This is a genomic window from Symbiobacterium terraclitae, assembly GCF_017874315.1.
In the GTDB taxonomy this organism is placed as follows: domain Bacteria; phylum Bacillota; class Sulfobacillia; order Symbiobacteriales; family Symbiobacteriaceae; genus Symbiobacterium; species Symbiobacterium terraclitae.
The window spans coordinates 41532-60723 of record NZ_JAGGLG010000027.1 but is presented as its reverse complement, the minus strand read 5'-3'; the positions used below and the strand labels follow the sequence as shown (position 1 = coordinate 60723).

Sequence of the window (19192 nt, the reverse complement as noted above, 5' to 3'; positions counted from 1 at the left end):
TCAAACTCTCCGTTGAAAAGTTTGCTTGGCTCCCTTGGAGTCGTCGACTCGCAGGCTTCCCTCTCTGCACTGTCTAGTTTTCAAGGTTCGAGATCTCGCTGCCGTCAGGCGACAGCTTGTTCAGTTTAGCAAGCTCTCGGCCTCGTGTCAACCGGCTAGTTCGTTCCATCCGGACTTTCCAGCCGGTCGCCTCCGCCGTGAGCCCCGCCGTCGGGCGGCGGCAAGGAGAGATTCTAGCAGGCTCACGCTGCTGCGTCAACCGCCCAAATCCTGGCCGCCATCGCCGCCCAGCAAGATGTTAGTATACTGCCCACCCATGGCCTCGTCAACACACCTTGACCTTCCAGTAGCTGTCAGACCGACCAGGATCATCACTTGGGCCGTGTGGCTGGTTGCCCGCTAGCGCATCGCGAGCATCTGAACAGCATATGTCAGCCCACTCACCAGGCAGGCCGCACCGACCGCCACCACGGCCCAGTCGGCCGGACCCATGCGGTAGCAGCGCAGGCGTGTTCGCCCCACGTCGCCCCGATAGCAGCGCGCCTCCATGGCCGTCGCCAGCTCCTCCGCCCGCATCAGCGCCTGGACCATCACGGGCACCAGGAGCGGCAGGAGCCCCCGGAGCCGCTCGCTCAGCCGCCCCCGGTGAAAGCCTGCGCCTCTGGCGATCTGCGCCTTCCGAACCTTGTCGAACTCGCCGGCCAGGATCGGCAGGAAGCGCAGGGCGATGGTGAAGATCATCACCGCCTCGTGCACCGGCACGCGCAGCCGCTTCAGGGGGCTCAAGAGCGCCTCCATCCCCTCCGCGAGCACGAGCGGCGGCGTGGTGTGCACCAGAAAGCCCAGCAGCAGCACGAAGCCCAGGATCTGCAGGCACATCATCGAGCCGCGCACCAGTCCGGACCCCGGATCGCCTCCGGGCACGATATAGACGTGATAAACCATTGTAGAGACGAAGAGCAGCAACAGCGAGAACAGCGTGTAGCCCAGGAGGCGCCAGGGAAGCCGGGAGAGCACCCAGAGGAGCAGGATGGCCGCCGCGCGCAGCACCATCCAGCCCGGGCGGTGATCGATCATCAGGTCGACGCCAAGGAACAGTACGAAGAGCAGCTTCGCCCTGGGATCCCACGATTCGGCCCAGGAGCCGCGCCTCTGGTACAGCAGCGCACCGATCATCGCCCGCCCCTCCCTCTGCGGTAGGCCAGCAGCGCCTCCGCCGTCCGGTCCACGTCCCAGGGCGCATCCAGGGCCGGCCATCCGAGCGCCAGCAGCCGCTGTCTGAGCTGGATGGCCTCCAGGGGCTCCAGCCCCATCTGCCTCACGCGGGACTCATCGGCGAGCAGGGCCAGCGGTTCGCCATCAGCTGCGATTCGCCCGGCCTGCATGATCACGAGCCGCGTTGCGCAGGGCAGCACCTCCTCGAGGCGGTGAGTCACGACCAGCACGCCCACGCCCCGCTCGTGCCGCAGCCGCTCCAGGAGGGTGAACAGGGCCTTCCGGCCGCGCGCATCCAGCCCGGCCGTGGGCTCGTCGAGGAGCAACCACCGCGGCTCCAGGGCGATCACCCCAGCGATGGCCACCCGCCGCTTCTCCCCACCGCTCAGCTCGAACGGGCTCGCCTCCCGGTAGCGGACCGGATCCAGCGCCATCGCCGCCATTGCATTCAGCACGCGCTCTTCCACCTGCAGCTCCGCCAGCCCCTGCCGCCGGGGGCCGAAGGCGATGTCGTCGTAGACCGAGCGGGCGAAGAGCTGGTGCTCGGGGTACTGGAAGACCAGCCCGACGGCATCGAAGAGTCCGTCCGCCGCCGCCTCCCCATCCAGGCTGATCCGCCCCGCGTCGGGCCGGATCAGCCCTTTCATCACCTGCACCAGCGTCGACTTGCCCGACCCAGACCGCCCGGCCAGCGCCACGAACTCCCCGCCCGCAAGGGCCACGTTGATCTCCTGCAGCACCGGCATCCCCCGCCGGTAGGCGAACGAGACCTGCTCCAGTCTCAACTGCACAGCTGCTTCACCACTTCCGAGAGTGTTGGGTTCGGTGCCAGATCCGTCAGCCCGCCCTGCCGCAGCCGGGCCGCCAGCGCGGGCAGGTAGGGCAGTTCGATGCCGCAGGCGGCGAGCAGGTCGGGCCGGCAGAGCAGTTCGGCCGGGGGCGCCACCAGCTGAAGCCGCCCTCCGTCCATGAGCACCACCCGGTCGGCCTCCAGCACCTCCTCGAAGTGGTGGGTGATGTGGATGAGCCCGAGGCGCCGCTCGCTCCGGATGCGCAGGAGCATGGCCATCAGCTCTCGCCGCGCCCCGGGGTCGAGCATCGCAGTTGCCTCGTCGAGCACGAGATAGCGCGGCTCCAGCGCCACCGCGGCCGCCACGGCCAGCCGCTGCTTCTCGCCCCCCGAGAGCGAGTGGGGCGAGTCGTCGGCCCGGTCGCCGAGGCCCACCAGTGAAAGCGCCCAGGCGATGCGCTCAGCCATCTCCGCCTGGGGCAGGCCGATGTTGGCGAGGCCGAAGGCCACGTCTTCGGCCAGGCTCGTGCCCACGATCTGGTTCTCGGGGATCTGGAAGATCAACTGTACGGTGCGGTGAACCTCCCAGAGCGCCTCGCGGTCGCGCGTGTCGCGCCCGTCGACCAGTACCCGGCCGCGCGTGGGCTGGCAGAGGCCGGTGAGCAGGCGGGCCAGGGTTGACTTGCCGGAGCCGTTCGGGCCCAGGATGGCCGTGAAGTCGCCTTCTGCGATGGTCACGGAGAGGCCCTGCACGGAATCGCTCTCTGCTCCCGGGTACCGGTACCATACATCCTGCAACTCCAGCAATAGGGCTCACCTTTTTCCGCTTTTCCTGTCGGTCCGTATCTGTTATCTTACCAATGGGTAACAACTTCTTACTAGGGGGAACTTACATGGACCGCCGGAATATCTACCTGCTTGCGCTATGTGGACTGGCCGTCGCTCTGAACGTGATCGGTGGAACCGTGGTCGGGGCGCTCAACATCCCGCTGCTCTTCCTGGACACGATCGGCACCATCTTCGTCGCGGTCCTCTACGGCCCCTGGTGGGCCTTCGGCGTCGGCCTGATCACCAACCTGGTGCTGGGCGTGACCGCCGGCCCCACCAACATCCCCTTCGGTCTGGTCAACGGCGCCGTCGGCCTCACGGTGGGCTTCATCGCCCGGCGGTTCCAGTTCGGGCTGGTGACGGCGGTCATCACCGGACTGATCCTCTCGGTTGTCGCCCCCCTCATCGGTTCGCCCATCGCGGTAGCGGTGTACGGCGGCCTGACCGGCGGCCCCCTGGATGTCTTCGTGCTGTGGCTCTCCCAGACCGGCGCCCGCATCTTCACCGCGACCTTCCTGCCTCGGATCGCCTCGAACCTGGTGGACAAGATCCTCTGTTCCGTTCTGGTCTCGCTGATCGTAAGCCAGCTGCCCAGGTCCATGCAGCCGTGGAGGTCGCAGAGCGGTGCGGCGTAGCCGGAAGGTCATCATCACGGCCCATTGCGTGCTGAACCAGAACACGGTCTTCCCGGGCGATGCGCGCTCGACCGGCATCATGAAGGATGCCGTGGAATGGATTCAGGCACAGGGCTGGGGGATACTCCAACTTCCCTGCCCGGAGTTCACCTTCCTCGGACCGGACCGCCCCGGTATGACCTATGCGCAGTACGATACCCCGGAGTACCGGCGCCACTGCCGGCGCATCCTGGAGCCCTTCGTGGAGCAGCTGAAGGTCTACCGGCAGCACGGGTACGCCATCGTCGGGGGCATGGGCATCCAGTCCAGCCCCTCCTGCGATCCCGGGCGCGGGGTGTTCATGGAGGAGCTCGCCGCAATGCTGTCGGAGGCGGGCATCGCCGTGGACCCGTGGTGGCAGATTCCGGCCACCGAGTCCGGGCAGTTCGATCCGCAGGACCCGGCGGCCCGGAGCCGTGGGTCGCAGGCGCGCTGAATACGACAGAACCCGCACAGCCAGGCGGCTGTGCGGGTTTTTCTTGCAAGGGGCGGATGGGCGTGTCTAGCTTTCGCCAGCCGGGTCGGCGATACGCAGCACGCGCCGGGCGTTGGCGCTGGTCGCCTCGGCGATCGCCTCGAGCGTCGTGCCGCGCAGTTCGGCCAGGAACTCGGCCACGATCCTGACGTACCCGGGCTCGTTCCGCTTGCCGCGGTGCGGCATCGGCGCGAGGTAGGGGTCGTCGGTCTCCAGCACGATCCGGTCGAGCGGGAGGCGCTGCGCCACGTCCCGCCCCGTCGGGTTGTTCTTGTACGTCACCGTGCCGCCGATCCCGATGTAGAAGTTCATGGCGAGGCACCGCTCGGCGATCGCCCAGTCGCCGGAGAAGCAGTGCATGATCCCGCCGACCTCGCCGGCGCCCTCCTCCTCCAGGATGCGGACCACGTCTTCGTGGGCATCCCGGTTGTGGATCACCAGCGGCAGCCCCAGGTCCCGGGCCAGGCGGATCTGCTGCCGGAACACGTCCCGCTGCAGTTCGAAGGGTGCGCTGTCCTTCCAGTAGTAGTCGAGCCCCACCTCGCCGATCGCCTTCACCTTCGGGTGGCGGGCCGCCTCCCTGAGCATGCGCTCGGCGTCGCGGTCCCACTCCAGCGCGCTGGTCGGGTGGATGCCGACCGCCGCCCAGGCCCAGTCGTACCGCTCGACGAACGCCAGGGTCACCGGCAGCAGCGCCTTTTCGAAGCCGATCACCATCAGCTGGCTCACGCCCATCTGACGGGCCCTCTCCACCACCTCGTCCCGGTCGGCCGCGAACTGCCGCCCCGTGTCCACGTGTGAATGCGTGTTGAACAGCATGGATACTGCCCCCTCATCGCTCGTCTCCCCGGGCGCCTGTCAGGCACCCGGGGAGATGCGGCTCAGACTACTTGACGCGCATGCCGGTCGGGAAGTTCGGCTTGTCGAGGGTGACCAGGCTGAGGCTGCCGTCCTCCGCGGTAGCGGCCAGCAGCATGCCGTGGGACTCGATCCCCCGCAGTTTCTTCGGCTTGAGGTTGCTGACCAGGATGATCCGCTTCCCGATCAGCTCCTCCGGCGCGTAGTACTGCGCGATACCCGAAACGATCTGACGGCGCTCCCCGCCCACGGAGAGCTGCAGCCGGAGCAGCCGGTCAGCCTTGGGAACCCGCTCCGCTTCGACGATCTCGGCGACCCGCAGGTCCACCTTGGCAAAGTCGTCGTACTCGATCTGGGCCACGCCCTCCACGGGCTCCGCGGCCGGTGCCGCAGGCGCCGCAGCCTGCGCTGTCTCCGTGACCGGCTCCACCCTCGTCTCCTCCTTCGCGGTCTCGATGCGGGGGAACAGCGGGTTGCCCCGGCGGATCGTGGTGCCGGGCTGCAGCCCGCCCCAGGCGATCGCCTCCTCCCAGGGCAGCGTGCGCACCTGCGCAGGATCCAGGCCCAGCTGCTCCCAGATGCGCTCCGGCGTGTGGATCAGGAACGGGGTGAGCGCCACCGCCAGGATGCGCAGCGACTCGGCAAGGCTGTAGAGCACGCTGCGCAGCTGCCCCGCCTTCGCCGCATCACGGGCCAGGGCCCAGGGCGCCTGCTCGTCGATATACTTGTTCGCCCGGTCCACCAGCTTCCACAGGGCGGCCAGCGCCGTGGAGAGCTCCAGCCGGTCCATCGCCTCCTGGTACTCCCGGACCACCTGCTCCGCCAGGGCCGCGAGCACCCGATCGTCCGTGGCGGGGTCGGGCTCGGGCACCTGGCCGCCGGCGAATTTGTTAATCATCTGGGTGGTGCGGGAGAGCAGGTTCCCCAGGTCGTTGGCCAGGTCGGTGTTGGTGCGCAGGATGAAGGCGTCCTCGGTGTAGGTGCCGTCGGAGCCGAACGGGACCTCCCGCAGAAGGTAGTACCGGACGGCGTCCAGGCCGTACTTCTCGATGAGGACGAACGGGTCGACGACGTTGCCCTTGGACTTGGACATCTTCTCCGCCTGGGTGCCGAACAGCAGCCAGCCGTGGCCGAAGACCTTCTTGGGCAGGGGCAGGCCCAGCGCCATCAGGATGCAGGGCCAGATGATGGTGTGGAACCGCACGATCTCCTTGCCCACCAGGTGGACGTCTGCGGGCCAGAACTTCCGGTACAGCTCGTCGTTCTCGGTCCCCCAGCCCAGGGCGGTGATATAGTTGGAAAGCGCGTCGATCCACACATAGATCGTCTGCCGCTCATCGATGGGCACGGGGATGCCCCAGCGCACCGTCGAGCGGGAGACGCACAGGTCCTCCAGGCCCTGCTTGATGAAGGAGACCATCTCGTTCTTCCGGGAGGCGGGCTGGATGAAGTCGGTCTCCTCGATGTGCTGAAGCAGCCGGTCGGCATACTTGGAGAGGCGGAAGAAGTAGCTCTCCTCCTTGGTCCACTCCACCGGGCGGCCGCAGTCGGGGCAGAGGTTGCCCTCCTTCAGCTTGCCCTCGATCCAGAAGGTCTCGCAGGGGGTGCAGTACCAGCCCTCGTAGGACGACTTGTAGATGTCGCCCTGGTCGTAGAGCTGCCTGAAGATCTTCTGCACCACCCGCTTGTGGCGCGGCTCCGTGGTGCGGATGAAGTCGTCGTACGAGATGTGCAGCGCCGACCAGAGCTCCTTGATGCCGGCGACGATCTCGTCGACGAACTGGATCGGCGTCTTGCCCTCGGCGATGGCCGCCCGCTCGATCTTCTGGCCGTGCTCGTCCGTGCCGGTCAGGAAGTAGGTCTCGTGCCCCAGCCGGCGGTGGTAGCGCGCCAGCGCGTCCGCCGCTACGGTCGTGTAGGAGTGACCGATGTGCAGCTTGCTGCTGGGATAGTAGATGGGCGTCGTGATGTAGAACTTGGTCATGTCCGAAAACCTCCTCCTCAGGCTGCCCCTGTAAAACAGAAAGCCTCGTCCCCCACATGAAGGGACGAGGCGTACACCCCGTGGTACCACCCTTGTTCGCCCGACCGCGGTCGGGCCTCGTACGGATACAGGCCGATGGCCGATATCCTGGCCCGGTAACGGGAGCCTCCCGTCCTGGCTTACGCAGTTCGCGCGGAACCTTCAGCCGGCCGCTCAGGAGCCATGTTCAGGCCATCTCGGTCTCCGCCGGCTTCCACCTGCCCCGGCTCGCTGTGGGGACCTCAGACCCTACTCATCTCCGTCATCGCGTTGAATGGCCCTAGTATAGGCGACTCCGAATAGGCTGTCAAGGGTTCCGCCCCTCCGCGCGCGGGGGCTAGTTGGGGAAAATGCCCAATTGACCCTTGACTTAGGACGATTATCCAGTTATGGTTGTCATAAGGGAGCTGACCGCCTTGAATCATGTGGCGGTCGAAATATGAGCAGAGTAACGTTGAAGTGGTGCCTTGACTTTTTCTACCATTACTGTTATCCTGGTCTACAGAGTCCATCGCAGCCCCCGGATGCAAGGAGGGAATGTGCCATATGATGAAGTCCACGGGTATTGTCCGGAAGGTCGACGAACTCGGCCGGGTCGTCATTCCGATTGAACTCCGCCGTACGTTGAACATCGAGGAGAAGGACTCACTGGAGATCTACGTCGACGGAGACAAGATCATCCTCCGCAAGTACGAGCCGGCGTGCGTCTTCTGTGGCAACGCCGCCAATGTGGAGAACTTCAAGGGGAAGAACGTGTGCCAGTCCTGCCTTGCCTCCATGGCTGATCGGGTCCATCAGGTGGGGTAACCTCTCCGATAGGGCATCCGGCAAAGCACGCCGCGTGAGCGGGGTGCTTTTTTGCATTCCCGTCTTGCGCCTCAGGCGCGGCAACTAATCCGGACCGCGCTCCTCCAGCAGGGCCTGGTAGACCGCGCGCCGGGATACCCCCAGCCGCTGGGCGACCTCCTTCATGGCCGCCTTCCGGTCGACGCCCTGCGCCTCCAGCTCCGACACGGCGCGCGCCAGGCTGGACGCTTCGGGCCTCTCCGCCGGGGCGGCGGGCTCCGCACCCTCGACGACCAGCACGAACTCGCCCCGGGGCGGATGCGCCGCAAAGTGGTCGATCAACGCAGAGAGCGTGCCCCGCACGTACTCCTCGTGCAGCTTCGTCAGCTCCCGGCAGGCGGCGGCCCTACGGTCCCCCAGCGCCGCGCGCAGGTCGGCCAGCGTCTCCTGCAGCCGGTGGGGCGCCTCGTAGAGGAGCACGGTCCGCATTTCCCCCTTCAGCCGCTCCAGCGCCTGCCGCCGCTCCTTGCCCTTGTGCGGCAGGAACCCCTCGAACACAAAGCGCCGCGCCGGCAGGCCGGAGGCCACCAGGGCCGTCACGAAGGCGGTCGGCCCCGGGATGGGCACCACGGGGATCCCCGCCTCGATGGCGCTCGCCACCAGCTCCTCGCCCGGGTCGGATATGGCGGGCATCCCCGCGTCGCTGACCAGCGCCACGTCCTCGCCGTAAAGGAGGCGCTGGATCAGCCGGGGCCCGGCGGAGCGCTTGTTGTGCTCGTGGTAGCTGGTGACCGGCGTGTCGATCTGGAAGTGGTGCAGAAGCTTGCGCGTCTCACGGGTGTCCTCGCACGCGATCACGGCAACCTCCCGCAGGGTTCGCAGCGCCCGCTGGGTGATGTCCTCGAGGTTGCCGATGGGGGTCCCGACGATATAGAGTGTGCCCAATCTGCGCCCTTCCTCCCTGACAGGATGACCTGTTTCTTCCGTTGACAACGCCCCGGGGGATACTCCCTCCGGGGCCTGCCGTGTGTATCGTCATTCACCGGCGGACGCCGCCCCGCCTCCGGGCGCCGCGCCGCCTCCGCTCGCCGCGGGCCGGTGCCGCCGCCGGCGCCGGCGGCGTGAGCTGCCGGCCGCAGCCTGGCGAACGGCCTGCTCCTCGGGCTGGCCGTCCTCCCGGGCCGCCTGCGGCTGCCGCTCCCTGGGCGGCTGAGCCTTGGACTGCTGCTGCCTGGGCTGCTGTGCCCTGCCCTGCTGCTGCCTGGGCTGCTGCACCCTGGACTGCTGCTCGTCAGCACCTGCGCGCCGCTCCCGCTGCCGCCCGCCTGCGGAGCCGTCGGCCGCCGCGCCCTGCCCTCTGGGCTTATGCTGCCCCTGCTGCTGGGGCCGGCGCGCGGCACCGTCCTGTGCGGCGTCGGCACCGCCCTCGCGGCCGGGCCGTCCGCGCTCGCGCCGGGCAGGCTTTTCGACCACCGCCGCCTGGGCGACCCGCGCCCCCTCGTCCGGTGCCGCCGGCCGCTCGCTGAGCCTGATCGGCTGCGGCCGCTCCGGCTGCCAGTCCTCGGGAGGAGGCTCCTCCGGCTCCACTTCGGGCAGCGGCGGCACGTACCCCGGCGCCAGGGAGGGGTCCTTCTTGGCCGCCTCGTAGGTCTCCTGCTCATAGCGGAGGCAGCACATCAGCCTCCCGCACAGGCCCGAGATCTTCGAGGGGTTGAGCGACAGATTCTGGTCCTTCGCCATGCGTATCGAGACCGGGGCGAAGTCGCCGAGGAAGCTCGTGCAGCAGAGCACCCGCCCGCACGGGCCGATGCCTCCCAGGAGCTTGGCCTCGTCGCGCACGCCGATCTGCCGCATCTCGATGCGCGTCCGGAACACGCTCGCCAGGTCGCGCACCAGCTCGCGGAAGTCCACTCGCCCTTCGGCGGTAAAATAAAAGATCACCTTCGAGCCATCAAATGTATACTCAACGTCAACCAGGTACATGTCCAGGTTATGTTCTTCGATCTTCTTCAGGGCGATGGCGAAGGCTTCCTTTTCCTTCTGCTTGTTCGCCGCGGCAACCTCGTCGTCGCGCGCGTTCCCGATGCGGACTACCTTCTTAAGCGGCTGCACGACCTCCTCGTCGGGCACCTCCCGGGGGCCGACAACCACCTGCCCGTACTCCACACCTCTGACGGTCTCAACGACGACCTTGTCCCCCTGGGCGACGGGCAGCTCGCCGGGATCGAAGTAGTACACCTTCCCGGCCAGCTTGAAGCGTACACCGACAACGCAGACCATCCCGTCACCTCCTTGCTGCCATATCCACTATATCCGCCGAAAAACTGATTCCGCAAGTTTCTTAGGCTTGGACCGCAGCCGCGCCCTGCAGGCGCAGCATCAGCACATCCAGGACCAGCCGCGCGTTGGCGCTGCGCAGCAACTGGCCGCGCGCGGCCGAGACCGCCTCCAGCATCCCCAGGAGACCGCTCCCTCCGTAGCGCTCGGCGAGCCGCCGGGCGTCCGGCGTGCGGTCGCAGTTGACCACCAGCCGCTCCGGCGCACCCTGGGCCAGCAGAAGGGCGTCGCGCAGCCAGAGCGTGGTCATCTCCAGGTGCGCCTCGAGGTTGTCTCTGTCCTGTTCCCAGGCCTCCGCCTGGGCCAGCAGGTCGGCGTCGTCCATCTCCCCCAGCCGCAGCAGCAGCCGGAGGGCGGAGTCCCGCCGTTCCCCGACCTCGGGATTGCCGGCCATCTCGATCGCCACGCCCACCGACCCGCCGGAGAGCGAGGCGAACAGCCTGGCCCGGCCGGGGTCGAGCCCCGCCTTCTCCTGGAGGACCGCCGCGATCTCCTCCGGGGGAACCGGCGAGAAGTGGACGATCTGGCACCGCGAGGCGATCGTGGGCAGGACGCCGGCCAGGTTGGTGGTCAGCAGGACGAACCGGGCGTACGCCGGCGGCTCCTCCAGCACCTTCAGAAGCCGGTTGCCCGCCTCGGCGTTCATGCGCTCCGCCCCGTCGATCACCACCACGCGCACCCGGCCCTCGGTGGGACGGGCGTAGACCTCGGCCTGCACCGCGCGCATCTGCTCGGTCCGGATGAACCGCCCGTCGGGCTCCACGACCGTGACGTCCGGGTGCACGGGCGGCTCTGCGGCCAGCTTGCGGCAAGAAACGCAGGCGCCGCAGGCCTCCGCGCCGTCAGGCGAGAGGCAGTTAAGGCTGCGTGCCAGCTCCAGGGCCGCCGTGCGCCTGCCGACACCCCGAGGGCCCGCAAAGAGGTACGCGTGGGCGACCCTGCCGGTGGCCACCGCCCGCCGCAGGAGGCTCACCGCCATGTCCTGCCCGCGAATCGCGGACCAACTCACACCCGCATCCTCCTAGTACTGCTCGAAGCGCTCCACGTCGAGCACGAAGATGGTGGCGCCGCCCACGGTGATCTCCACCGGATAGGGGATGTACGAGTCCGCCGGGCCGCCCATCGGCGAGAGCGGCGTGACCAGCTGCTCCCGGGACCGGCAGGTGTTCTGTATGATGCGCAGGACCCGCTCGGCCCGCTCATCCTCGACGCCGATCAGGAGGGTGGTGTTTCCCTCCCTGAGGAATCCGCCGGTGGAGCTGAGCTTGGTGGCCCTGAACCCTTCCTGGGTCAGCGCCGTCAGCAGCCGGTGCGTATCCTTGTCCTGAATCACGGCAATCACCAGTTTCACGCTGGCTCCCCCCTCCTCATCAGGATGTGGAGCGCTCCCCTACGAAACGGCGGGGGAGTACCTCGTCGACGAGGGTCCGAATCTGAGCCTGCACCTCCTCCACGCTGCGGGAGGCGTCCACGACCTTGACCCGCCGGGGCTCCGCGCGGGCGAGCTCGAGGTAGCCCTGGCGCACAAGCTCATGGTACTCGAGCGCCTTCTCCTCGATGCGGTCCATCCCGCCCGCCTTCAGCCGTGCCATGGCCGCATCTGGGGCCAGATCCAGCACGATGGTGCGGTGCGGGCGCAGCGCCCCGGTCGCCATCTGGTTAATCTGCTCCAGAAACTCCAGGGGCAAACCGCCGGCCACCCCCTGGTAGACCAGCGACGAGTCCACGTACCGGTCGCAGATGACCACCTTGCCCGCCTCCAGCGCCGGGCGGATGGTGCGGCTGACGTGCTCCGCCCGTCCGGCGGCGAACAACAGGGCCTCGGTGATCACCGACATCCCCCGGTTGCGCGGCGACAGCAGCACCTCCCGGATCTGCTCCGCGATCGGCGTGCCTCCGGGCTCTCGGGTGAACACATGGGGGATGCCGCACTCGGTCAGGTACGCCAGGAGCAGCCGGAGCTGCGTGGACTTGCCCGAACCGTCGACGCCCTCAAAGGTGATGAAGACGGACACCGCCGTTCACTCCTCCACGACCTGAATGCTGCGAAGACGGGGATCTGCGGGGCCCTGGAGGTGCCAGCCGGACCGGGCGGCGTGCCCGAGGTAGTCCACCACGTCGCGGGTGAGCCGCTCGCCCGGCGCCACCACGGGAATGCCGGGGGGATAGGGCGCGACCAGCTCGGCAGCGATCCGTCCCACCGCCTCCTCAAGCGGCACGGCCCGCTTGGGGCCCAGGTAGGCCGCCCGCGGCGTCATGACCACCTCCGGCCAGGGCGGCTCGGGCGGCAGGGCCGGCACACCCTCGTCCGAGGGCAGCCGGGACAGCGCTGCCGCCAGGGTGTCCACAGTCTCCATCGTATCGCCGGGGGTCAGCACGGCCAGCAGGTAGGTCAGCCCCGCGGCCTCGACGGCCACCCCTGCCTCGTCCCACAGCCACTCCGCCGCCCGGAACCCGGAGATGGAGCGGCGGCGCACGTCGATCAGCAGCTTGGTGGGGTCGTCCGTGGGGCGGACCCTGAGCCCGGGGATGGCCTCGACGCGCCGGCGAGCCTCTTCGGCCAGGACCAGCGCCCGCTCCCAGGCCGCACGGCCCTCGAGTGCCAGCGCGCGCCGGGCAACGTCCAGCGAGGCCATCAGCAGGTAGGACGGGCTGGTGGTCTGCACCAGCCGCAGCATCTCCGCGACCCGGGCGGGCGTGAGCCTGCTCCCGCGGCCCAGGTGGCAGAGCGAGGACTGGGTGAGGCTCCCGCCCGTCTTGTGCACCGACTGCACGACCCCGTCCGCTCCCAGGGAGAGCGCCGAGGGCGGCAGGTCGGGATGGAAGGCGAAGTGGGTGCCGTGGGCCTCGTCCACCAGCACGGGCAGGCCGGCCCCGTGGACAAGGCCGATCTCGGCCTCCAAAGCCGCTGCGATGCCGTAGTAGGTGGGGTGGACAAGCACGGCCGCGGCCGCCCCCTGCAGAGCCTCCTGCAGCGACCCGCGGTCTGCGCCGGTGGCCAGCCCCAATTCGGGGTCGAACGCCACCCGCACCCAGTGCGGGCGCAGGCCGGCCAGGATGAGCGCGCCCAGCACCGAGCGGTGGGCGTGGCGGGGCACGGCGATTGCCGTCCCCGGCTCGCAGGCGGCCAGGATCAAGGCGTGCAGGCCGGCGGTGGTGCCGCCCACCAGGAAGTAGCTCCGCCAGGCCCCGAAGGCCGCCGCCGCGAGCTCCTGAGCCTCAGCGATCACGCCCTCGGGTGCGTGCAGGTCATCCAGCCCCGGCGCCTCCGTCTGGTCGATCGCCAGGCCGCTCTCCCCCAGGAATGCCCGCCACTCCGGGGGAGCCGCCCGCCCCATTTTATGTCCGGGCACGTGCAGCGGAGCCCGCACCTTGCGGGCGTAGGCCTGCAGCGCCTCGAACAGTGGGGCGCGCCGTTGCTCCTCTGCCATGGACCAGCCTCCTCGGGGCTCTATTCGACGGCGCTCGCCGGTACACCTCTGCATCGCTCAGCGCGCCCCTCCGCTGGCCCGCTTGCGCAGTACCCTGCGGACGTCGTTTCCCTTCAGCGTGAGGGCCTCGAAGCCGTACAGCAGGCGCGAGGCGATGCGCTCGCCGTAGGTGTCCTCGAGCTCGGTGGGCAGCAGGTTCGTCGAGGCCACCATCGGCAGCTGCCGGTTGAGCCGGAGGTTGATCAGGTTGAACAGCTCCTGCGCCACGAAGTCGGTCACCTTCTCGGCGCCCAGGTCGTCCAGGATGATCAGGTCAGCCTCAAGCAGCGGCTGTATGGCGCTGCTCCGGTCCTCGTCGAACTTCTGCGAACGGACCAGGTCGATGAACTCCGACAGGGTGAAGTAGCCCACCGTCTTGCCCGCGGCGATGACCCGGTTGCCGATGGCGCAGGCCAGGAAGGTCTTCCCCAGTCCGACCGGGCCCTGCAGGAGCAGCGAGCCCCTTGCGGTGCCGCTCGCCACGCTCTCCGCAAACCGGCGGCAGTCCTCCAGGACGCCGGCGTTGTGCTTCCGGTGCTCCGGCGGGTAGACGGTGAGGTCGAAGCGGTCGAAGGTCTGCTCCCGCAGGGGGCCGGTCAGGCCGGCGGCCCGGTAGAGATCCTCGATCTCCTCCTGGATCAGGCAGGCGCACTTGCGGGGCGGGGAGACCTCGTCACCGCCGGCGGCCTCCCGGATCCACCCGGTGTTCCGGCAGGCCGGGCAGTCCCAGTGCACCTCCAGTTCGTGCGGGTCGATCCCGTGCTGGCGCAGGAGCGCCTCCCGCTCCCGGGAGAGCCGCACGGACCACTCGCGCAGTTCGTCGAAGGTCATCCGAAAGCGCGTGGGCCGGTTCAGGTAGAGCCGGGCGAGGTCGAGGCCGATCTCGGCCTGCACCTCCTTGATCTCCGCCAGCCTGGGGAAGAGCTGGAAGATCCGCGCCTCCCGCTCGTCCCGCTCCTGCTCCAGCTGCCGGATGCGCGCCTCTCGCCGCCGCATCCGCTCGCTAGTCATAGCGCTTAAAGACGTCATCATAGTAGCTATCATCCTTCTTCTCGCGCTTCAGAATGACGTTGGACTGGCTGGGAGTCCGGCGGCCGCCGCGGGTCGTACGCCTGGGCTCAACCCCGGCCGCCGCGGTGCGCCGCTTCTGCTCCATGAGCTTGTCCAGGTCCGCGACGGTGCGGATCCCCTCCTGCATCCAGCTCTCCAGCACCTTGTTGGTGTACTGGAGCGGGCTCTTCGCCCCCGTTGCCAGTTCACACGCCTGCAGGACCACCTCGTCACTGAAGCCCCACTCGCCGTACCAGCGCTCGATCATCGCCTGCTCCGCCGCCGTCAGCGGCCGCTTGATGCCAAGGGCCTGCGTGGCCTGGCGGTAGCGGGCCGCGGTCTTCTGGTGCTCCTGCAGGTAGGCCGCCACCTGCTCCGGCGTCTGCAGGTCGGCCTGCGCCCACTCGCGCGCGATGGCGCTCAGGTAGCTCATCCGGGTGACCCCCTGGCGGAGGCCCTCCCGCAGCACCTGCTCCACCATCTCGACGGTGAACCCGAGCTCGTCCACCCAGTCGAGGATCTCGCGCACGTCGCGCGCCGAGAGCGGCCGCCCCAGAAGCTCCTCGGCCAGGGCCACCGCGGGATGCGGCCCCCGGCGGGCCGCCTCCTTCTCATGCTCCTGCCGGTACTCCTCCCACACCGCGCGCAGGCGCGCGAACAGCGGCCCGAAGGAGAAGGTGATCTCGTTCTCCGTCACCTTGTCGCAGCGGGTGATCATGTCCTCCTGCAGCTGGAGCACCAGGGTGCGCACCTGGTCGAAGTCACGGGGCAGGCCGCGCCGCGTGACGGTATACGAGCCAAACGCGCTCTCGCCCGGCCCCCCCACGCAGGCCAGGACGGCGAACACCTTGCCGATCCGGTCGTAATCGAGACCGAGATCGAGGGTGTAGTCAAACAGCATTCGGGGGATGTTGATGAAGCCCCGCTTCATCAGCGCCTCGACAAAGCCGAATTCACCCGGCCCCAAGGGTCCGAGCGCCATCCGGAGAGCCCCCTTTCGACGTGTCCCCGCACCTGCTCACCCAGGCTGCGCGAGCGCAGCCGCGCGCGGACACCGCGCGTTGTGCGGCGACGCGAGTTTCTCCGTGTCCCGCAGAAACTCCTGCCCGACAGACCCGCCCCGCGCCGGAGACGCGGCAAGCCGCCGGACGCTGCCGGCGGCTTGCTGTCAGCTACAGGTCGGGATGCTCGCTCATGGCCTTGATACGCCGGAACCGGCGGTCGACCTCCCGCTGGAACTCGGCCAGGACCTCGGCGAACTCGGGCTTCATCATGTGGCGGGTCTTGCCCATCATCTTCAGCCACTCTTCGACCGGGATCTTCTTGCCCTTGGCCTCGGGGTCGTAGGTCAGCCGGGTGATCCCGCGCTCCACCTCGTACAGCGGGAAGAAGTTGCAGTCCACCGCCGCCTGCACGATCTTGGTGCCCAGCCGCTCCTCGGAGAGCCAGTTGAGCGGGCAGGCGATGAGCAGCTTGCCGTAGGCCAGGCCCACGTTCTTGGCGTACCACTGGGCTTTCGCGGCCTTCTTCCACAGGTCCTGCGGCTGCGACTCGACAGCCGTGAAGACGTACGGGATGTGGCAGGCCGCCATGATCTGCGGCGTGTCCTTGTGGTGGAAGGTCTTGCCGCCGCCGAGGGAGCCCACGTTGGAGGTGGCGGTCTTGTGGCCGATGGGCGTGGAGTACGAGAGCTGGGAGCCGGTGTTCATGTAGCCCTCGTTGTCGTACTCCAGGATGATCATCTTGTGGTTGCGCAGCGCGGCGCCGATGGCCGGGCCCATGCCGATGTCCATGCCGCCGTCGCCGGTCACCATCACGAAGGTGATATCCTCGCCCACCTCGATCTCGCCCCGGCGCTTCTTTTCGTGGAACATCTCCACGACGCCGGAGAGCGTGGCCGCGCCGTTCTGGAAGAGGTTGTGGATATACGTCACCCGGTGGGCCGAGTACGGATAGCCGGTGGTCACGACCATGGCGCAGCCCGTCTGGAAGAGCACCACCACATCGCCGGAGAGCGCCCGGAAGAAGTTGTCCAGGGCCGGGAAGATGCCGCAGCCGGGGCAGGCGCCGTGGCCGGGGGTGATGCGCTTGGCCATGCCCATCATCTGCCGGGGCGGCGGGACGGTCACCTTCAGCTCGTCGCCCACCAGCTCGACCTTGACCGGCGACTCCTGCTCCTCGCGCGTGAGCGGCGGCACGACCTCCAGCGGCTGGTTCTCGGTCACGGCGGTGACGCCGTGGTAGTCGAACGGCACGTCCACCCGACCGGTCCGGGCCATCTCGACGGCCAGCTCGTAGAACGCCTCGGCATCGGCGGGGAAGAAGTCCTTGCCGCCCAGACCGTAGATCCGCGTCGCGACGAGGGTTCGGTTGTCGGGATCGTCCTTCAGGGCAGACTTGATCTCGTGCGAGAGGTTGCCGCCGCCCGAGCCGTACGAGTCGGCCCGCTCGCCGATCACGACGGCGGACACGCCCCGCAGGGCGGCCCGGATCTCGTCGGCCGGGAAGGGGCGGAGGACGTGCAGCGTCAGCACGCCGGCCCGTACGCCCTGCTCGCGCAGCTGATCGGCCACCTGCTTGCCGGTGTCAGCTGCCGAGCCCAGCAGTACCAGGGCAACGTCGGCGTCGTCCATACGGTAAGACTCGACCATGTCGTACCGGCGGCCCGAGATCTTCTCCCACTCGGCGAAGATCTCAGGGATCACGCGCCGGGCGTTCTCCATAGCCACGTGGAGCTGATACTTGTTGTTGATCAGGTCCGGATCATTCATATAGGGCCCGAAGGTCATCGGGCGCCGCGGGTCGAGCGCGTGCGGGAAGCCCTCGGGCTGCGGCCCCACGAAGTCGCGCAGGACCTGCCCGTCCTCGAAGTACATGACCCGCCGCTTCTGGTGGCTGGTGAAGAAGCCGTCGAAGCCGACAATCACCGGCAGCCGGACGTCGGGGTGCTCGCCCACGCGCACGGCGATCGGGTGGAGATCGTAGACCTCCTGCGGGTTGTTGGCGTAGAGGATGATCCAGCCCGTGTTCAGGGCAAAGTAGAGGTCGGAGTGGTCGCCGCGGATGTCCAGCGGGCCGGAGACGGACCGGGTGACCAGGTCGAGCACCATCGGCATCCGCGTGCCCGCCTGGACGGGCATCTGCTCGAGGGCGTACAGGTACCCGTTGGCGGAGGTGGCGTTGAACACCCGGCCGCCCGCGACCGCGGCGCCGTAGCAGATGCCGGCGGCGCCGTGCTCGCCGTCGCCGGCGACCATGGCGATCGTGTTCTCGCCCTCCACCTTCATCTCGTCGATATACTCGGCGATCTCGGTGGACGGCGTGATCGGGTAGTAACCCATCAGGTGGAAGTTGATCTGGCTCGCTGCCAGAGCGGCCATCTCGTTGCCCGACTTGAACGTGGACTTCTGTGTGCGGAGCTCCGCTTCCTTGAGCGCCATCAGCCGCTCACCTCCCAAGGCCGAACAGTTTGGTATGGCGCACCGTGTGCGCGGCGGCGTACCCGTCTTCCTCGCGCAGGTCCTGCAGCGCGTCGGTGGGGCAGGCCTCGACGCACTTCAGGCAGCCCTTGCAGTACTGGTAATCGATGCCCTTGAGCACCATGGCGGGGCGGCCCCGCTTGTCGACGCCCTGCTCCCAGACGAAGCAGTAGTCGGGGCAGACCATGTCGCACTGGGCGCAGTCGATACACGTCTCGCGGTTGAAGGAGGGCAGGAAGCCCTGGCGCGAGGCGCTGAGGTCCTTGGACGCCATGTTGCCGGGGTTGACGATCACGCCGCCGATGGGCATGTTCTGGTATCCGTACGCGGCGGCCGTGCGCTTCCGCCCCTCGGCCTTGTTGTCGCCGGACGCGCCGAAGTACTCGAGCTGAATCTCCTCGTACCCGCGGTCGAAGCAGCGCAGGTTGCCCGGCACGGTCTTCGGATACTTCTTGGTAAAGGTATCGGTGATCATCGCCTTGATCGCATCGGGGTCCAGGAACTCCGCAACCCGGGCAATGGCGCCCAGTACCGCCATGTTCACCCGGGATCCCGTCTCCACAGCGATCGTCATGGCGTCGAACGTTCCGATCGTTACGTCCTCCAGGCCCAGCATCTTCTGAATCTCAGCCGGGGTCTTTCGGGTGTTCACGATCACCACGCCGCCCGGCAGAAGGCCGTCTACCACGGGCTGCGTCCGGATGAGCGCCTCGTGGAAGATGCAGACGATGTGGGGTTCCTCGATGGGCGAGCTGATGCGGATCGGCGTATCGGGTTCGGCGAAGCGGATGAAGGCCTTGACGGGCGAACCCTTCTTCTCCGATCCGTACGATGAGAAGTTGGAGCCGTTGAGACCCTGGTAGAGCACGCCGGCCTCGGCCAGCATCTTGCCTGCGATGTTGGCGCCGTAGCCGCCGATCGACTCCAGCCGGATGTTGAAACACCCGTGCTCATCCTTGACGGGCAGCCGCACTGCCCTCTGGGTCGGGGTCGCTGCCATGCGGGTCTACCTCCCCTGCAACGTTATGGTGCCCGCAGAGCGCGTTTTGATCCGTCAGTGCGGGACTTGAGTAGGCCAAAGGTACTATCACTATAGCACGTCAAGAGTTATTCTGCCAATCACCTATTATCGGCGGCGAATGGTTTGTTTTTGGCGATGAATAGCAAGCGGTGAGGAGAAATGTCCGCTCCTCACCGCTTTCAACGC

The 19192-nt window shown here is 68.0% G+C and carries 17 protein-coding genes and 1 pseudogene; 3 read left to right on the top strand and 15 right to left on the bottom strand.

The features are described from left to right. Positions 1-399: 399 nt before the first annotated feature. Genes J2Z79_RS14050 through J2Z79_RS14040 form a run of 3 tightly spaced genes read right to left on the bottom strand, consistent with a single transcriptional unit; the run spans position 400 to position 2743 of the window. The gene (locus J2Z79_RS14050) at positions 400-1176 is read right to left on the bottom strand and encodes an energy-coupling factor transporter transmembrane component T family protein (protein ID WP_209467521.1); all 777 of its coding nucleotides are present in this window, start codon (positions 1174-1176) and stop codon (positions 400-402) included. Next, complete coding sequence (locus tag J2Z79_RS14045; protein ID WP_209467520.1) at positions 1173-2006, bottom strand: ATP-binding cassette domain-containing protein; 834 nt, start codon at positions 2004-2006, stop codon at positions 1173-1175. The genes J2Z79_RS14050 and J2Z79_RS14045 overlap by 4 nt, the downstream gene beginning before the upstream one ends. Continuing rightward, positions 1997-2743, bottom strand: a complete 747-nt coding sequence (locus tag J2Z79_RS14040) for an ATP-binding cassette domain-containing protein (protein ID WP_209467519.1) — start codon at positions 2741-2743, stop codon at positions 1997-1999. Before J2Z79_RS14040 ends, J2Z79_RS14045 begins: the two co-directional genes overlap by 10 nt. Positions 2744-2898: 155 nt before the next feature. On the opposite strand from J2Z79_RS14040, the gene J2Z79_RS14035 reads away from it, so the two are divergent. After that, the gene (locus J2Z79_RS14035; protein ID WP_209467518.1) at positions 2899-3468 is read left to right on the top strand and encodes a CD3073 family putative ECF transporter S component; all 570 of its coding nucleotides are present in this window, start codon (positions 2899-2901) and stop codon (positions 3466-3468) included. Then, positions 3458-3943 carry a CD3072 family TudS-related putative desulfidase gene (locus tag J2Z79_RS14030; protein WP_209467517.1) on the top strand — a complete coding sequence of 162 codons (486 nt, stop codon included), beginning with the start codon at positions 3458-3460 and terminating at the stop codon, positions 3941-3943. The genes J2Z79_RS14035 and J2Z79_RS14030 overlap by 11 nt, the downstream gene beginning before the upstream one ends. Before the next feature lie 66 nt (positions 3944-4009). Here J2Z79_RS14030 and J2Z79_RS14025 read toward each other — a convergent pair whose 3' ends face one another. Continuing rightward, positions 4010-4801 carry a TatD family hydrolase gene (locus tag J2Z79_RS14025; protein WP_209467516.1) on the bottom strand — a complete coding sequence of 264 codons (792 nt, stop codon included), beginning with the start codon at positions 4799-4801 and terminating at the stop codon, positions 4010-4012. 67 nt (positions 4802-4868) lie between these two features. Then, a complete protein-coding gene (metG, locus tag J2Z79_RS14020; protein ID WP_209467515.1) occupies positions 4869-6824 on the bottom strand; it encodes a methionine--tRNA ligase in 1956 nt (651 codons plus the stop codon). Between the two features lie 588 nt (positions 6825-7412). Here metG and J2Z79_RS14015 point away from each other — a divergent pair. After that, on the top strand, positions 7413-7670 hold the full coding sequence (locus J2Z79_RS14015) for an AbrB/MazE/SpoVT family DNA-binding domain-containing protein (RefSeq protein WP_209467523.1): 258 nt from the start codon (positions 7413-7415) through the stop codon (positions 7668-7670). 84 nt (positions 7671-7754) lie between these two features. Here J2Z79_RS14015 and rsmI read toward each other — a convergent pair whose 3' ends face one another. The 10 genes and pseudogenes from rsmI to J2Z79_RS13965 all read right to left on the bottom strand — a co-directional run bounded on the left by rsmI (position 7755) and on the right by J2Z79_RS13965 (position 18985). Beyond that, on the bottom strand, positions 7755-8594 hold the full coding sequence (gene rsmI, locus J2Z79_RS14010; protein WP_209467514.1) for a 16S rRNA (cytidine(1402)-2'-O)-methyltransferase: 840 nt from the start codon (positions 8592-8594) through the stop codon (positions 7755-7757). A gap of 681 nt (positions 8595-9275) precedes the next feature. After that, positions 9276-9929, bottom strand: a pseudogene (locus tag J2Z79_RS18565) (PSP1 domain-containing protein); the annotation flags it as partial. A 61-nt stretch (positions 9930-9990) separates the two neighbouring features. Then, complete coding sequence (gene holB / locus J2Z79_RS14000) at positions 9991-10995, bottom strand: DNA polymerase III subunit delta' (protein ID WP_209467512.1); 1005 nt, start codon at positions 10993-10995, stop codon at positions 9991-9993. Positions 10996-11007: 12 nt separating this feature from the next. Then, complete coding sequence (locus J2Z79_RS13995) at positions 11008-11337, bottom strand: cyclic-di-AMP receptor (RefSeq protein WP_209467511.1); 330 nt, start codon at positions 11335-11337, stop codon at positions 11008-11010. Between the two features lie 19 nt (positions 11338-11356). Beyond that, positions 11357-12001, bottom strand: coding sequence for a dTMP kinase (gene tmk / locus J2Z79_RS13990; RefSeq protein ID WP_209467510.1), 645 nt, complete (start codon positions 11999-12001; stop codon positions 11357-11359). Between the two features lie 6 nt (positions 12002-12007). After that, on the bottom strand, positions 12008-13417 hold the full coding sequence (locus J2Z79_RS13985; protein ID WP_209467509.1) for an aminotransferase class I/II-fold pyridoxal phosphate-dependent enzyme: 1410 nt from the start codon (positions 13415-13417) through the stop codon (positions 12008-12010). A 57-nt stretch (positions 13418-13474) separates the two neighbouring features. Then, positions 13475-14452, bottom strand: coding sequence for an ATP-binding protein (locus tag J2Z79_RS13980; RefSeq protein WP_209467508.1), 978 nt, complete (start codon positions 14450-14452; stop codon positions 13475-13477). Between the two features lie 7 nt (positions 14453-14459). Next, positions 14460-15488 carry a DnaD domain-containing protein gene (locus J2Z79_RS18965; RefSeq protein WP_209467507.1) on the bottom strand — a complete coding sequence of 343 codons (1029 nt, stop codon included), beginning with the start codon at positions 15486-15488 and terminating at the stop codon, positions 14460-14462. 190 nt (positions 15489-15678) lie between these two features. Beyond that, the gene (locus J2Z79_RS13970) at positions 15679-17946 is read right to left on the bottom strand and encodes a thiamine pyrophosphate-dependent enzyme (protein ID WP_209467506.1); all 2268 of its coding nucleotides are present in this window, start codon (positions 17944-17946) and stop codon (positions 15679-15681) included. A gap of 7 nt (positions 17947-17953) precedes the next feature. After that, entirely contained in the window at positions 17954-18985 is a 1032-nt protein-coding gene (locus J2Z79_RS13965; protein WP_209467505.1) for a 2-oxoacid:acceptor oxidoreductase family protein, read from the bottom strand. Positions 18986-19192 lie beyond the last annotated feature (207 nt).

What these genes read in the sequence shown, in the direction of transcription:
- J2Z79_RS14050 (WP_209467521.1), bottom strand. Translation starts at nt 1,176, where the DNA reads ATGATCGGTGCGCTGCTGTACCAGAGGCGCGGCTCCTGGGCCGAATCG.
- J2Z79_RS14035 (WP_209467518.1), top strand. Translation starts at nt 2,899, where the DNA reads ATGGACCGCCGGAATATCTACCTGCTTGCGCTATGTGGACTGGCCGTC.
- J2Z79_RS14025 (WP_209467516.1), bottom strand. Translation starts at nt 4,801, where the DNA reads ATGCTGTTCAACACGCATTCACACGTGGACACGGGGCGGCAGTTCGCG.
- metG (WP_209467515.1), bottom strand. Translation starts at nt 6,824, where the DNA reads ATGACCAAGTTCTACATCACGACGCCCATCTACTATCCCAGCAGCAAG.
- J2Z79_RS14015 (WP_209467523.1), top strand. Translation starts at nt 7,413, where the DNA reads ATGAAGTCCACGGGTATTGTCCGGAAGGTCGACGAACTCGGCCGGGTC.
- J2Z79_RS13985 (WP_209467509.1), bottom strand. Translation starts at nt 13,417, where the DNA reads ATGGCAGAGGAGCAACGGCGCGCCCCACTGTTCGAGGCGCTGCAGGCC.
- J2Z79_RS13980 (WP_209467508.1), bottom strand. Translation starts at nt 14,452, where the DNA reads ATGCGGCGGCGAGAGGCGCGCATCCGGCAGCTGGAGCAGGAGCGGGAC.
- J2Z79_RS18965 (WP_209467507.1), bottom strand. Translation starts at nt 15,488, where the DNA reads ATGGCGCTCGGACCCTTGGGGCCGGGTGAATTCGGCTTTGTCGAGGCG.
- J2Z79_RS13970 (WP_209467506.1), bottom strand. Translation starts at nt 17,946, where the DNA reads ATGGCGCTCAAGGAAGCGGAGCTCCGCACACAGAAGTCCACGTTCAAG.
- J2Z79_RS13965 (WP_209467505.1), bottom strand. Translation starts at nt 18,985, where the DNA reads ATGGCAGCGACCCCGACCCAGAGGGCAGTGCGGCTGCCCGTCAAGGAT.